This window comes from Streptomyces xantholiticus, assembly GCF_014651015.1.
Lineage (GTDB): Bacteria > Actinomycetota > Actinomycetes > Streptomycetales > Streptomycetaceae > Streptomyces > Streptomyces xantholiticus.
Genome location: NZ_BMWB01000011.1, coordinates 20,835 through 35,247, shown reverse-complemented (window position 1 = coordinate 35,247; position 14,413 = coordinate 20,835). Strand labels below are relative to the sequence as shown.

Below are 14,413 nucleotides of genomic sequence, written 5' to 3'. Positions count from 1 at the left end.
TCACTGTCCATTCAGTTTGGGCACTTGGATTTCAGGAATATCCGGCTTGGGTATCTTGATCTCCCTGTAGCCCCCGTTCTCGTCGTCGCGTGTGTACCAGTGGATCTCTTCCCAGGGGCGCCCGTCGCGCAGGTTCTCTGGGTATCCGTCCGCGACATCCATCTCGTACTTCTTCACGTAGTAGGCAACTTGGCTCATTTCCCAGGCTGTTCCAAGCCCGTCGGGCGGCCTGTTTCCTTCCTTGGTGGAGTACGGAGAGCCGTCCGCCACTGCATTCTGGAACGCTGCGACGATCGTCTCAGGCGTGTTCCAGTCGCCGGTGGCGCCGCCCCTTTGCTGCATTCCGTCGAGGGTAATGGAAAGGGTGCTGTTGCGATCCTGGATGGCTTCCATGACATTGGTCATCCACACGGGCGCTCCACCTTCGATCCCGGCGTAGTCTCCACCGTTGTAGGTGTGCGCTCCCGGGTCCTGGGGCCTGTTCGGGTCGTGATCCGGGTCGTTGGGGTCATTGCGTAGGTACCTCGCCAGCGTATTCGACGCGAATGTGGGCCTCTGGTTCACGCCCAGCACCACGCTGTGGCGGGGTTCCTTCGCCCTGTGCGGGCATGTGGCCAACCCCAGCGGGTCGATCCACCGTGTCGGGTTGTCGACGTAGGTGACCGCGTTCGGTGCCGGGGTCAGGCCGAGCGGGTCCGGGGAGATGTAGCGGCCCGACTCGGGGTCGTAGTGGCGGTGGCGGTTGTAGTGGAGGCCCGACTCGGGGTCGAAGTACTGCCCGGGGAAGCGCAGCGGCGTGTACGCGCTCGCGCCGCGGTTCCACGTCGTCGTGCCCCACAGGGTCGCGCGGGTGCGCCATGCCACCTCGCCCTGCTCGTCGACGAGTTCGCGTGGCGTCCCGACCAGGTCCGTGACGATCGCGAAGAAGCGGCGGTCGACCTCCGACTGGTCCAGGAGCCGGCGTTCCACCTGGGTGACCGGCTTCACGCCGTCGTGGTCCCAGGTCAGGGCGATGGAATCGGGGGAGTCGGCGAGCGACGTGGTCTGTTCGCACAGGGTGTCGCCGTCCCAGGCGAAGGTCACCTCCTCGGCGACCGTCGTCCCGTCCGCCGACAGCCGTTGCTTGGCGATTCGGCGGCCCAGCGCGTCGTACAGGTAGCGCCAGCGCGTCCCGTCGGGTGTGGTGACAGAGACGAGGCGGTCCTCGGCGTCCCAGCCGTAGTGCCAGGTGTCCGGCTTGCGCGAGAGACGGGCCTTCTGGCGCAGGACGACCCGGCCCTGCGCGTCGTGTTCGTAGCGGACCCTGCCCGCGCGGGTGATGCGGGTACCGACGTACTCGCGCGGGCCGTCGGTGTCACCGTCGCCGGGGGAGGACGCTGCCGTCTGGTTGCCGGCCTCGTCGTAGGCGTACCGCTCGCTCCAGTTCTCGGCGGTGACGCCCGTGACCCGGCCTTCGCGGGTCAGTTCCAACTGCCGTCGGCCGCCGAGCCGGTCGTCGACCGAGGTGAGGTGGCCGTCCGCGCGGTACGTGTAGGTGCGGTGCTGGAGGGTCCGGTCACCGGCACCCCGGACGCGCTGGTCGGTCAGGCGGCCGCCGGCGTCGTAGCCGTGCTCGATGGCCAGTGTGTCGCCGATGCGGCGGGTGCTCTCCCTGCCCGACTCGTCGAACTCGAAGACCACAGGGTGGCCCGAGGCGTTCAGCTCGGCGTGGAGGTCCGCGGGGAAGGACCAGGTGCTGACCGCTCCCGAGGGGGTGGTGCGGCGGATGCGGCGGCCGGTCTCGTCGTAGGCGTTGCTCAGTTCCCGGCCGTTGCAGATCTCTTGGAGGATGCGGCCCGAGCTGTCGCGCACGAAGGACAGTTCGGCGTCCGGGCTTACGGCACTGGCGAGGTGACCGTGGATGTCGTAGGTGAAGCGGGTGACCGCACCGTCCGCATCCTTCGTGATCACGCGGCCCGCCGAGTCGCGCTCGTAGCGGACCGTCTGCCCGAGGCCGTTCGTACGGGCGGACAGGCGGCCCATCGCGTCATGGGTGTAGGCGAGGGTGCGGCCGTCGAAGTCCGTCTCCGAGGTGAGACGCCCGGCCACGTCGTACTCGTAGCTCCAGGTGAGGCCAAGCGGGTTCGTCACGGCGGCGAGACGCAGCTCCGTGTCGTGCGCGAACTCGTGACGGGCGCCGTCGGGTGTGATGCGGGCGGCGACCAGGTCGAAGTGGGTGTACTCGAAGCGGGTCTCGCCCCCCACCGCATCCGTGTGGACCAGACAGTTGCCCTCGCCGTCGTACGTCCACGACTGCTGCGAGCCGTCCGGGTCGGTCCGGCGGGCAAGCTTGCCCTCGACCGTCCACTCCAACTCGGTCGTGCGGCCCTGCGGATCGGTGATCCTGGTCGCCCGGCCGAATGCGTCTCGCGTGTAGCGGGTGATCGTGCCGAGCGGGCCGCGGATCGCAAGCGGCAGACCGGCCGCGTCGCAGTGCAGTCGGTCCAGCGCGCCCAGGGAGTCGTCGACTCCGGTGAGCTGGCCGCGCGGGCCGTGCGTGAGCCGGGTCGTCGACCCGTTCGGGCGGGTGAAGAGGGTGGGGTTGCCGCGTTCGTCGTACTCCTGCCGTGACGTCGCCCCGTCCGGGCCGGTGACCGAGGTGAGCTGGTTCAGCTCGTTGTACTCGACGGTGGCCGCGGTGCCGTCCGGGTGGTCGACACGGGTGAGGTTGCCGCGGTCGTCGTAGGTGTACGTGGTGGTCCGACCGAGGGCGTCGGTGCGCGAGAGGAGGCGGTCGTACCGGTCGAAGGCCTGCCGGGTCGAGTTGCCGAGAGGGTCGGTCTCGGCGACGACCTGGAGGCGGTCGTTGAACTGGTAGATCTTGGTGGCGCCGACCGAGTCCGTGTAACGCGTGATGGGGTCGCCGGTCTCGGGGTGGGCGTCGTAGGCGAACGTGGAGGACAGGTAGCCGTCCGGGCCGATCGTGCGGACGACACGGCCGGCAGCGTCGTACACGTACCGGAACGTCGAGTCGTTCCGGTCGGTCCAGGAGGTGATTCTGGCGTCGGCGTCGTATGTGAAGCGGAGCGGCAGGCCGGAGGAGTTGGTGACGGCGTCGAGGTTGCCCTGTGGGTCGTAGCCGTAGCGCATGACGGTGACCGGTCCGTCGGGGGTGCGCAGGGCGAGTTCGCGTACGCGGGAGTCCTCGACGACAAGGGTGACGCGGTAGCCGGCGTCGTGAGTGACGGCCGTTGGACTGCCGTCGCCGCGGCGGGTGAACGTGATCCGGTTGAGGTTGCGGTCCTCGATCTCCCTGAGCCAGTACGCGGACGACTCGTTGTAAGGGCTGCCGGTGAACGAGCGCGTCAGGCCGGAGTGCGGATCGGTGACGCGATAGGTGGTCTCCCCGTTGCCCTCGCCGCCGTGCAGGAGAGGCAGACGCACCCCCTCAAGAGGCAGGACGCCGTCGAGGTCGTCCGGCAGCGGCAGCCGGGGGTAGATCAGGAGGGAGCCGTCCTCGCGTGACCAGACCGCGCCCCCGCCGAGCGGGTCGAGTTCGATCCGCTCGTCCAGGGTCGAGGCCCAGCTACGGCCGAACCACTGGCCGTAGCGGTATTCGGAGAGGTGCGTGCGCCGGAGGACGAGGGGCAGGACGCCCGGCAGGGACAGATCCGTCTGGGGCAGTGTCATCTCGCCGGTGGCGACGTCCACCGGGTCGTTCTCACAGGTCTTCTTCTCGAGCGAGATGCCGTTGCGGCGCGGATCGTCCTTGGCGTCCTTGAGCGAATTCGGCTTGGTGTGGGCGGAGTCCTTGGACCGGCTGCCTCCGGAGCCGGTGCCGCCCTTCGCGCCGTCGCGCCCGTCGCCGTCCCCCTTGTTCTGCCGGGCCAGCCTGTCCTTGATGTCCTGGTCGGTCTTCTTCTGGTTGTCGGAGATGTCCTTGACGGCCTTCGGCAGCTTCTTGCCGAGGTGGTCGCCCATCTCTTTGGTGGCCTTGCCCAGGGCCTCCATGGCCTTGTCGACCACCGGGTCCAGCGCGCCGGCGATGTCGTCCCTGCCGCGGGTGCGGCCGTGGTGGGACTTGGCCTTCGTCAGCTTGCCGGCGGTCTTGCCGTGGACGCCGATGCTGACCAGGTTCAGCTTGGTACCGGCGCGTTCATGCTCGGAGTGCTCGATGTGGACGCCCTTGCCGGCGCCGGGGCCGGCCGAGCCGCCGGCGGAGGCGAGGTGCATGGCGTCCTTGGCTCCCTGCACACCCTCCTTGAAGCCGTCCTTGCCCGCCTGGCCGACCTGGTTCATGTCGACGCCGTTCTGGAGGCCCAGCGCGTCGGCGCCGAGCTGGATGGCGAGGTCGGCGGCCATGTTCTCCAGCGCGGCGACGGCCGGTTCGGTCATCGCGGCGACGATGTAGGCGACGACCTCCTCCATGCACTCCTTGATGACCTTGCGGACGGCCTGCTGGCAGACGCCGATGGCCGCCGCGCCGAGGAGCATCGAGAGGCCGCCGGTCACGGGTATGAGGGCCATGGAGACGCCTGCCTTGCCGGCGAGGACACCCAGATGGCCGATGGCGACGTACTTCATCGCCTCGATCGCCGTGGCGGCCTTGTCCAGGGCGCCCGCGATGATGCGGGCGGCCCCGGCGATGTCCTTGATGTGCTTGTCCTTGACCTTGCCCCAGTGGCCGTTCAGGGCGTCGATGGCCTCGCCGTGGCCGGACGACAGCAAACGTTGCACATGCTGGTTCGCCAGATGGCCGTCGTCCTCGAGGTCCTCGGCGAACTCCCGAAGGGTGTCCGCCATGTCGCGGTAGGCGTCCTCGTCGACGTTCGGCCAGTTGACGCCGATGACGTCAAGCAGGGTGTCGGCCCAGTCGGGCACAGTTACGGCCACAGTGCGAATTCCCCCCGTGCGAGCCCGTGTTCGCAGAATGCATGTGCGAAAAAGATCTCACTTCGTGGTCTGTCGACCAAGGTGGTTATGGGCTGACGGCCCGACAAGCGACCAACGTCACAAGGACGTTGCGGTACGGGAGTGGCAGGCCGAGCCGCCCAGGAGCATCGACGTCACGAACACCGGCAGGCCGTGCCGATCGCGTGGGACCGACCTGCAAGGTCCGCCCGTGGGGGCGCTGCTCTCCGTCTCCCCCGGCCCCGTTCGGAAACCCGTGGCCCGTGGCCTGCCCCGGCGTTATCGTCCGATCTCATGACCAGCAGCCCTGCCACTACCACCCTCTGGCGTCCCACCGGCCCTGTCGAGCTCGATCTCGTACGGGAGTCGGGGTGGCGGGCCTGGCCGCCGCGGTTGCCGGAGCAGCCGATCTTCTATCCCGTGCTCAACGAGGACTACGCGATCCGCATCGCCCGTGACTGGAACGTCAAGCACGACGGCGCCGGATTCGTCACGCGTTTCGAGGTCGAGTCGGAGTTCGCCGCGCGGTACCCCGTCCAGCAGGCCGGCGGGGAGACGATTCTGGAGCTGTGGGTGCCGGCCGAGGACCTGGACGAGTTCAACGCCCACATCGTCGGCGAGATCGAGGTCGTGCACGAGTTCCGGTGAGTCGTGCCCGCGCCGGCGTACCGCCGCGGGCGTGGGGTCGACCTCCCCGAGCGCGAAGTGTGACATCCCCACACCCCACGACCGCCTCAGTTCAGTCTGGCCCGGGCCGCCCGTGCCTGGCCCCTGATCGTCTCCGCCGCCGTCGGTTCGACCGCGTCCACGACTTCCGCGTACGCGTCCATCTCCGCCGCGCCCGTCACGAAGTCGCCGCGCTGTACGAGCAACTGGGCACGCTCGAATCGGAGGCGGGCCGGGTGGGAGGGGAGGAGCAGCAGGAGGTCGAGCGCCCAGAGGGCGACCGCGGACTGCTCCGGGCGCAGGGCTGCCCAGGCGCGGATGTTGTTGAGCATGCGCGACACCACGGTGAGCGGATCGGCGGGCGTCAGCATGGACGGGGTCGGGGAGGTGCCCGTTGTGCTGGTGACGAGGAGTTCTGTGTCCGCGTCGGACAGGACGCGGCCGGCCGCGAAGGGGTCGGCCAGCACCTGCTCGTCGGGGTCGCCGAACCCGACGACGAAGTGACCGGGCAGGGCCACCCCGTAGACATGGCCGCCCGCCCGGCGGGCGACCTCCGTCCATACGACCGAGAGCAGGATCGGCAGTCCGCGGCGGCGGCGCAGGACCTGGTGCAGGAGCGAGGACTCCAGGTGCTGGTAGTCGCCGGGGGTGCCGTGGAAGCCCTCGCGGCCGCCGAGCAGGTCCCCGAGGGCCGCCGCCCAGGCCTGCGGGCCGCGCAGCCCGTACGGGAGCATCCCGGCCAGGCGGTCCAGCTCGATCTGGGCCGCGTCCATGCCCGCCTCGTCCAGCGACGGGTCCGCCTCCGCACCGATGAGCAGGCACAGCAGGGCCAGGTCCGGGCGCTCGGAGCGGGCCTCCTCCGCGAAGCGGGACCGCCGCTCGTTCTCCTGCATGGGTGACTCGTACCCCCGGCCTACTGTGCCCGGTAGTGGTGGTAGTGGTGGTGTACCGAGAATCCCATGGCGGCGTACAGCGCACGCGCTCCGTCGTTGTCGGACTCCACCTGCAGCCAGGCGGCCGACGCGCCCTCGTCGAGGGCCCGGCGGGCCAGGGCGGCCATGACCGACGAGGCAAGACCCTGCCGGCGGTTCGCCGGGTCCACTTCCACCGCCATGAAGCCGGCCCAGCGTCCGTCGACCACACACCGGCCGATGGCAGCGGGAGCACCTTCAGAGCCCGGTATCGAGGCGAACCACACCGAAGGGCCGCTGCCCAGGACCCTGAGCACATGTGGTCCAGGCACAGCGAACCGCTGGTAACGCCGTAGCCATGCCTCGTCGGCGGAACGGGAGAGCACGACACGCGACACGTCGGCGTCCAGGTCGCCCACCGCCGCCAGCCCCCCGACCTGCACCTGTGCGGAGACCTCACGGCGCCAGCGGCGTGCCTCGAGCTCGGTGCAGAGCTCCTCCTGTGTCCCTGCCGCGCCGGTCGCCGTCTGGACGTACGCGGGAAGGCCGCGAGCCGCGTACCAGTCCCGGACCCGGGCCAGCGCGCCGTCCAGCGGCAGGCCGGGGTCGCCGAGCGGCAGCACGGAATTGGCGCGCCGGGTGAACCCGGCGGCCGCCCGCAGCTCCCAGTCGCCGAGCCGCTCGCTCTCCACGGGCCGCCACGCGCGCGCAGTGACCCGGGCGAGCTCCAGGAAGTCCGCCGCGGGGACACCTCTGCGCCTCGCGGGCGCCGCCGGTACGACCTTGCCCGCGACGAGAGAGGTTTCCGGGATGCGGACACTCTCGCCGGTCCGGCGTGTGATCAGCAGCACTCCATCAGTCCAGGATGCGAGAACACCGACCGTGTCGGTGAACTTCGCGATCGAGGCTTCAGTGTCGTTCAAGCGTCGCACCGAGACCCTTTTGCCCACGTCAGCAGGGGTGATCCGGATCTCGAGCTGTCCGCCCGCAGTGAATTCCACAGCTCTGTGAGCCCCTCCTGTTCGGATCGTTACCAAGAACGGAGATACTAGAGGCGGGCATCGACGACGCCGCGCTCCCGCGCAAGCCAGCCCTTATCGAGGAGGAACGACAGCGTGACCTACGTCATCGCGCAGCCTTGTGTCGACGTCAAGGACAAGGCGTGCATCGAGGAGTGCCCCGTCGACTGCATCTACGAGGGCTCCCGGTCCTTGTACATCCACCCGGACGAATGCGTCGACTGTGGTGCTTGTGAGCCGGTCTGCCCGGTCGAGGCCATCTTCTACGAGGACGACACCCCGGAGGAGTGGAAGGACTACTACAAGGCGAACGTCGAGTTCTTCGACGAGCTCGGTTCGCCCGGTGGTGCCTCCAAGCTCGGCCTGATCGAGCGGGACCACCCCTTCATCGCCGCCCTGCCGCCGCAGAACGGCTGATCCGATCCGCATGTCCCCGGTCCCGTACGGTTCGTCGTCCGTACGGGACCGAGGCGTTTGACGTCCGCCTGCCGCAACGCCCGACCCGCCGGACGTCCCCGTACCCGCAAGCGCCCCGTGACCCGAAAGTGAGCGCCGCCGTGCCCTCAGTCTCCTCGCGACTCCCCGTCTTCCCCTGGGACAAGCTCGAGCCCTACAAGGCCATGGCCGCCGCCCACCCCGACGGCATCGTGGACCTCTCGGTGGGTACGCCGGTCGACCCCGTCCCCGAGGTCATCAGGAGGGCGCTCACGGAGGCCGCCGACTCACCGGGCTACCCGACGGTCTGGGGCACGGCGGCGCTGCGCGACGCGCTCGCGTCATGGGTCGAGCGGCGGCTCGGCGCGGTGGGCGTGGCGCACACCAACGTCCTGCCCGTCGTCGGCTCCAAGGAGCTGGTGGCCTGGCTGCCGACCCAGCTCGGCCTGGGCGCGGGCGACCGGATCGCCTACCCACGCCTCGCCTACCCGACCTACGAGGTGGGCGCGCGGCTCTGCGGGGCGACGCCGGTGGTCTACGACGACCCGACCGAGCTCGACCCGGAGGGTCTGAAGCTGCTCTGGCTCAACTCGCCGTCCAACCCGACCGGCCGGGTGCTGGGCAAGGACGAGCTGACCCGTATCGTCGCCTGGGCGCGTGAGCACGGCGTGCTGGTCTTCAGCGACGAGTGCTACCTGGAGCTCGGCTGGGAGGTGGAGCCCGTCTCCGTCCTCCACCCGGACGTCTGCGGCGGCTCGTACGCGGGCGTGGTGGCCGTCCACTCGCTCTCCAAGCGCTCGAACCTGGCCGGCTACCGCGCCGCGTTCATCGCGGGCGACGCCGACGTGCTGGGCGAGCTGCTGCAGATCCGCAAGCACGGCGGAATGATGTCGCCGGCCCCGGTGCAGGCGGCCACCGTCGCGGCGCTCGGCGACGACGCGCACGTCTCCGAGCAGCGCGCCAGGTACGCCGCCCGCCGCACCGCCCTGCGGACCGCGCTCGAGGCGCACGGCTTCCGGATCGAGCACAGCGAGGCCAGCCTCTACCTGTGGGCGACCCGCGACGAGCCCTGCTGGGACACGGTCGAGTACCTGGCCGGGCTGGGCATCCTGGTGGCGCCCGGCGACTTCTACGGGGAGGCCGGCGAGCGTTTCGTACGCGTGGCGTTCACCGCGACCGATGAGCGCGTCGAGGCTGCGGTCAAGCGCCTCGGCTGAGCACCCCGCCGAGTACAGGAAGGGCCCTTGGAAACCGCCGTTCTTCCGTGGCCCTTCCTGTACGTGGTCCGTGGCGTCAGCCGCCGAGCGGCAGGCCGCCGAGGGAGCTGGGGGGCAGGCTGCCGTCCGTCAGGGCGTCGGTCGGCAGGTCGCCGCCCTCGGCCGCGCCGCCGACCAGGCCGCCGGCCTGCCCGGCGGTGTCACCGGCGACCTTCTCGGCCACCGGCGCCGTCGACCCGGCCGCCTTGCCGACGGTCTTGGCCGCGACAGGGGCAGCCTTCTGCGCCGTCTTTCCGCCGACCTGGCCGGCCACCTCGGTGGTCTCCCTGGAGACGCCGTCGACCGTGCCGCTGACGTCGTCCGCGTCGAGGGCCGAGAGGCCCCCGACCGGAGCCTGCGGGAGATCCACGGCGCCTGCGGAGCCGGCCGCACCGACCACGGGGGCTGCTCCCGCCGCGACGATCAGCGCGGCACGGGCGATCCGGCGGGTCAGAGGGAGGGACATGATGCTCCTTGGGACGAGAGGACGTTCGGGATGTGGTGCGTGTCCGAGCGTTCGGACGTCCTGACAACCGGGGGGAGGCGGGGAGAAGTTGCGGTGGGCCGAGGTAAAGAGTTGGTAATGCATCGCATTATCGGTCTCGGATGAAAACGGGCAAACACGGCTATGTGCCACCGCCTGCCGAACCGTCACTTCCCGTCGACCGCAAGGGAATTCGCGTCGCCGGCGAGAGTGGGCGCGGCGAGGGGAAGAAGCGGCGCCAAAACAGAGTGGACTGCCTCGTTCGAGGGCGGTCCAGCACTACCGTGCGATACGGATCCGCACCTCGCGCGTGCCGTCCGCGGCAGCGCCCGACGGGCGCCAGCCGTCCTGCGACTCCGCTGCGCTCCACACCCGGCCGCCGTAGGAGACCTCGTCGATGCGCAGCTCGTCCGCCCGCGCGACAGCCCAGTGCGCGAGCTCCCAGCCGCGCCTGCCGGCGGCGTCGGCCTGGCCGCCGCCCCGGCCGCTGCCGCCGCCTCCGCCGGCAGCGCCCTCGGCGCCCATGGGTGACTGCACCGCAACGGTCACGTCCGGCGAGTCCGCGTCGCCCGCGCGGCCCCGGCCGCTCCCGCTCTTCGGCAGCACTCCGGCCCCGAACGCCCGGGTCAGCTCCGCCCGCACCTGGGCCGGGTCGCCCGGCAGGCCCCCGCTCCCGGTCCGGCACGTCAATGTCGCCGATGCCCGGCCCGTGAGAGCCGCGGCCAGCAAGGTGGCGTCCGGCTCGTGCTTCGCGTACGCCTGTGGGAAACCGCTGCGCTGCACGCGCTGCGCTGCGACCGTCAGCGGCAGCCGTGAATAGCCGGGCACCTCGGCGAGGTGCTCGTAGAACTTCCCCGACGCGTAGACGGGGTCGAGGATCTGCTCCGGGGTGCCCCATCCCTGGGACGGGCGCTGCTGGAAGAGGCCGAGTGAGTCCCGGTCGCCGTGTTCGATGTTGCGCAGCGCCGACTCCTGCAGGGCGGTCGCCAGCGCGATCGTGACCGCCCGCTCCGGCATCCCGCGCGTCGTGCCGACCGCTGCGATCGTCGCGGCGTTCCCCGCCATCTCGGAGGTCAGCTCGTACGACGGGCCGTCGCCCTCGGCCGTTCGCACGACGCAGCGCGGGGCCCCGGGGCCGGTGACGTACTGCACCACGACGTAACCGACGAGGGCCAGCAGCACGAGAAACGCGGCCACGAAGCGCAAGGAGCGGCCGCGCCGGACGGGAGAGGCGGTCTCGGACACTCGCTTACCGTACTGGAGCCCTCGCGGATCCAGGGGGTGTGCCGGTCGAGCGCCGCCCGCGACGGCATATCGTCGAGCCATGTACCGGACCGCGCTTGACCTCACCCTCGACGCACCCGCGCTCACGGCCGCCCTGGTCGACTTCCCGTCGGTCAGCGGCACCGAGAAGCCCCTCGCCGACGCCATCGAGGAGGCGCTGCGCGAACTGCCGCACCTCACCGTCGACCGGCACGGCAACAACGTCGTGGCCAGGACCCACCTCGGCCGGACCGAGCGGGTCGTGCTCGCCGGGCACATCGACACGGTTCCGATCGCCGACAATGTGCCGTCGCGGCTCGACGGGAACGGCATCCTGTGGGGCTGCGGCACCAGCGACATGAAGTCGGGCGTCGCGGTCCAGCTGCGGATCGCCGCGACCGTTCCCGAGCCCAACCGCGACCTCACCTTCGTCTTCTACGACAACGAAGAGGTCGCCGCCCACCTCAACGGTCTGCGACATGTGGCCGAGGCCCACCCCGACTGGCTGGACGGCGACTTCGCCGTCCTGCTGGAGCCGTCCGACGCTCAGGTCGAGGGCGGCTGCCAGGGCACGCTGCGGGTCCATCTGCGGACGAAGGGGGAGCGCGCACACTCCGCACGCAGCTGGATGGGGTCCAACGCCATCCACGCAGCCGGCCCGATCCTCGCCCGCCTCGCCTCGTACGAGCCGCGCCGACCAGTCATCGATGGACTCGAGTACCGCGAGGGCCTCAACGCCGTCGGTATCGAGGGAGGTGTGGCCACCAATGTCATCCCCGACGAGTGCACCGTGGTGGTCAACTACCGCTACGCCCCCGACCGCAGCATGGCTGAGGCCGAGGCCCATGTCCGCGAGGTGTTCGCCGACTGCGGTGTGAGCGAGATCGTGGTGGACGACCACACAGGCGGTGCCCTGCCCGGCCTCTCCCACCCGGCGGCGGCCGCGTTCATGGCAGCCGTCGGCGGGACCGCGCAGCCCAAGTTCGGCTGGACCGACGTCTCACGCTTCAGCGCGCTCGGCGTGCCCGCGGTCAACTACGGCCCCGGCGACGCGCTCTTCGCGCACAAGCGGGACGAGCACGTCGCCGTGGACAGGATCACGCACTGCGAGGAGCGGCTGCGTGACTGGCTCACTTCCTGACACCGCACCCTGGCGGATCGCCCCGATTTCGCCATTCGTAACGTTGACAGACCTACCCTGAGCCAAAGCGAATGATGTTCGGCGGAGGGAGCAGGTCATGAGCAACCCCGAGGGATTGCGGGCGCTGGAGGAGCAGCGGCTGGGACCGGTACTGCGCCGCAGGGAACAGATCAGGCCGGGCACCACGGACCAGCGGCTGCTCGACACCGAGGGCGACTCCCAGTGGGTGCACACCGACCCGTGGCGGGTCATGCGCATCCAGTCGGAGTTCGTCGAGGGCTTCGGTGCTCTCGCCGAACTGCCCGGCGCCATCAGCGTCTTCGGCTCCGCCCGGACTCCCGTCGGCACGCCCGAGTACGAGGCCGGCGTCCGGCTCGGCAGAGCCCTGGCCGACGCGGGCTTCGCGGTGATCACGGGCGGCGGCCCGGGCGTGATGGAGGCCGCGAACAAGGGTGCCCGCGAGGCCAAGGGCATCTCCGTCGGCCTCGGCATCGAGCTGCCCTTCGAGCAGGGCATCAACGCGCATGTCGACATCGGGGTGAACTTCCGCTACTTCTTCGTCCGCAAGACGATGTTCGTGAAGTACGCGCAGGGCTTCGTCGTGCTGCCGGGCGGTCTCGGCACCCTGGACGAACTGTTCGAGGCGCTGACCCTGGTCCAGACCCGCAAGGTGACGCGCTTCCCGATCGTGCTGTTCGGCACGGACTACTGGAGCGGCCTGATCGACTGGCTGCGGGACACCGTGATCGCCCAGGGGAAGGCGTCGGAGAGGGACCTCATGCTGTTCCACGTCACCGACGACGTGGACGAGGCGGTGGCGATGGTCTCGAAGGAGACGGGCAGGTAACTGCCCCGGCACTGACCGGTGCGGGCCCCGGATGCGTCCGGGGCCCCGGGTCGGCCGCGGCGGACGGTCGCGCATGGGCGGTGGTGGCGCCGGCCCTGCCGTCGGCCGGCCGCGGTCTTCCGGACCGGTGTCGGAGGCGGGCGCTCGCGGAGTGGACCCGGGCCACGAGTTCCCGCCCGGGGCAGGCGCCCCGTATGCCGGGGGCAGCGACCAGCGTTCCCGAACGGCGGTCAGGCGAGGCCGCGGCGGGCGACGGCCGGCGGGCGGTGGCCCGCGATCGAGGCCACCATGTCCAGGACCTGCTTCGTCTCCGCCACCTCGTGCACCCGGTAGACCTGCGCGCCCAGCCAGGCCGAGACCGCGGTCGTCGCGAGGGTGCCCAGCACCCGTTCCTTGACCGGCTTGTCGAGCGTCTCGCCGACGAAGTCCTTGTTCGACAGGGAGACCAGCACCGGCCAGCCCGTCGCCGTCATCTCCCCGAGCCGTCGAGTGGCCTCCAGGCTGTGCCGGGTGTTCTTGCCGAAGTCATGACCGGGGTCGATCATGATCCCGTCGCGGCGGACACCGAGCTCGACCGCCCGCTCCGCCAGGCCCAGCGTCACCCGCAGGATGTCCGCCATCACATCGTCGTACGCGACCCGGTGCGGACGCGTACGCGGCTGAGCGCCGCCCGCGTGTGTGCACACCAGCCCCGCGCCGTACCGGGCGGCGACCTCCGCGAGCTTCGGGTCCACGCCGCCCCACGCGTCGTTCAGCACATCGGCGCCCGCCTCGCAGACCGCCGCGCCCACGTCATGCCGCCAGGTGTCGACGCTGATCACCACGTCCGGATGGCGCCGCCGCACCTCGGCCACGAAACCGACCGTGCGACGCGCCTCCTCCTCGGCGGTCACCTCCTCGCCGGGACCTGCCTTCACCCCGCCTATGTCGATGATCGCGGCACCCTCCGCCACCGCCTGCTCGACGCGGGAAAGGGCGGGCTCGTCGCGGAACGTCGCCCCCTGGTCGTAGAAGGAGTCCGGCGTCCGGTTCACGATCGCCATGATCACCGGCTCGTGCGCGTCGAACTCGCGCCGTCCCAGCCGCAGCATCCGCTGTTTCCTCCTCTGTGCTCGTACGCCTGCGACCCTAGCTGTCGGTGTCCCGTGGCACGATCAGCACCGGACGGTTTTCCGCTCGGGTAAGTTCCCCGGGGACGTACCGGAAGCCGCGGGAGTCGGGGAGAGGGTCGCTCGTGTTCTGGTTCTTGCTGATCGCGATGGTCGTGGTCATCGCGGCTGTCACCCTCGTCGTGATCGGCGGCAGCGACTCCGCGGCACTGCCCGAGGCCGCCCCCGAGCAGCTGGTCGACCCGCTGCCCCTGGACCGGCCCGTCGGCCGCGCCGACGTCGACGCACTACGGCTCCCTGTTGGCATGCGCGGTTACCGGATGGCTGACGTGGACGAGGTGCTCGGCCGCCTCGGCGCGGAGCTCGCCGAGCGGGACGCCCGAATCGCCGAA

At 70.6% G+C, this 14,413-nt stretch carries 12 protein-coding genes; 6 read left to right on the top strand and 6 right to left on the bottom strand.

Annotated features, from left to right (window positions below; translation table 11 throughout):
* Positions 1-4,872 (bottom strand): RHS repeat-associated core domain-containing protein, encoded by a 4,872-nt coding sequence (locus IE198_RS18035; protein ID WP_229834056.1) that lies wholly within the window; start codon positions 4,870-4,872, stop codon positions 1-3.
* A 312-nt stretch (positions 4,873-5,184) separates the two neighbouring features.
* On the opposite strand from IE198_RS18035, the gene IE198_RS18030 reads away from it, so the two are divergent.
* Positions 5,185-5,538 (top strand): hypothetical protein, encoded by a 354-nt coding sequence (locus IE198_RS18030; protein ID WP_189887700.1) that lies wholly within the window; start codon positions 5,185-5,187, stop codon positions 5,536-5,538.
* Positions 5,539-5,624: 86 nt separating this feature from the next.
* On the opposite strand, the gene IE198_RS18025 is transcribed toward IE198_RS18030, so the two are convergent.
* A complete protein-coding gene (locus tag IE198_RS18025; RefSeq protein WP_189887698.1) occupies positions 5,625-6,449 on the bottom strand; it encodes a transglutaminase-like domain-containing protein in 825 nt (274 codons plus the stop codon).
* Between the two features lie 20 nt (positions 6,450-6,469).
* Entirely contained in the window at positions 6,470-7,468 is a 999-nt protein-coding gene (locus tag IE198_RS18020; RefSeq protein WP_189887696.1) for a GNAT family N-acetyltransferase, read from the bottom strand.
* Positions 7,469-7,582: 114 nt separating this feature from the next.
* Here IE198_RS18020 and fdxA point away from each other — a divergent pair, with 114 nt between their 5' ends.
* Together fdxA and dapC are read left to right on the top strand one after the other, a co-directional pair.
* A complete protein-coding gene (fdxA, locus tag IE198_RS18015; protein WP_003985062.1) occupies positions 7,583-7,903 on the top strand; it encodes a ferredoxin in 321 nt (106 codons plus the stop codon).
* A gap of 140 nt (positions 7,904-8,043) precedes the next feature.
* On the top strand, positions 8,044-9,138 hold the full coding sequence (gene dapC / locus IE198_RS18010; protein ID WP_189887694.1) for a succinyldiaminopimelate transaminase: 1,095 nt from the start codon (positions 8,044-8,046) through the stop codon (positions 9,136-9,138).
* 76 nt (positions 9,139-9,214) lie between these two features.
* Here the strand turns inward: dapC and IE198_RS18005 are convergent, their stop codons facing one another.
* Both IE198_RS18005 and IE198_RS18000 read right to left on the bottom strand, forming a co-directional pair.
* A complete protein-coding gene (locus IE198_RS18005) occupies positions 9,215-9,643 on the bottom strand; it encodes an ATP-binding protein (RefSeq protein ID WP_189887692.1) in 429 nt (142 codons plus the stop codon).
* A 297-nt stretch (positions 9,644-9,940) separates the two neighbouring features.
* Positions 9,941-10,906, bottom strand: coding sequence for a VldE C-terminal domain-containing protein (locus tag IE198_RS18000; RefSeq protein WP_189887690.1), 966 nt, complete (start codon positions 10,904-10,906; stop codon positions 9,941-9,943).
* Between the two features lie 79 nt (positions 10,907-10,985).
* Here IE198_RS18000 and dapE point away from each other — a divergent pair, with 79 nt between their 5' ends.
* A complete protein-coding gene (gene dapE, locus IE198_RS17995; protein ID WP_189887688.1) occupies positions 10,986-12,065 on the top strand; it encodes a succinyl-diaminopimelate desuccinylase in 1,080 nt (359 codons plus the stop codon).
* A 97-nt stretch (positions 12,066-12,162) separates the two neighbouring features.
* Complete coding sequence (locus IE198_RS17990; RefSeq protein ID WP_189887686.1) at positions 12,163-12,912, top strand: LOG family protein; 750 nt, start codon at positions 12,163-12,165, stop codon at positions 12,910-12,912.
* A gap of 230 nt (positions 12,913-13,142) precedes the next feature.
* On the opposite strand, the gene folP is transcribed toward IE198_RS17990, so the two are convergent.
* The gene (gene folP, locus IE198_RS17985; protein ID WP_189887684.1) at positions 13,143-14,003 is read right to left on the bottom strand and encodes a dihydropteroate synthase; all 861 of its coding nucleotides are present in this window, start codon (positions 14,001-14,003) and stop codon (positions 13,143-13,145) included.
* A gap of 143 nt (positions 14,004-14,146) precedes the next feature.
* Between folP and IE198_RS17980 the strand changes: the two genes are divergently transcribed.
* Positions 14,147-14,413, top strand: a 267-nt coding sequence (locus IE198_RS17980; RefSeq protein ID WP_189887682.1) for a DivIVA domain-containing protein, incomplete at its 3' end; no start/stop codon positions are given.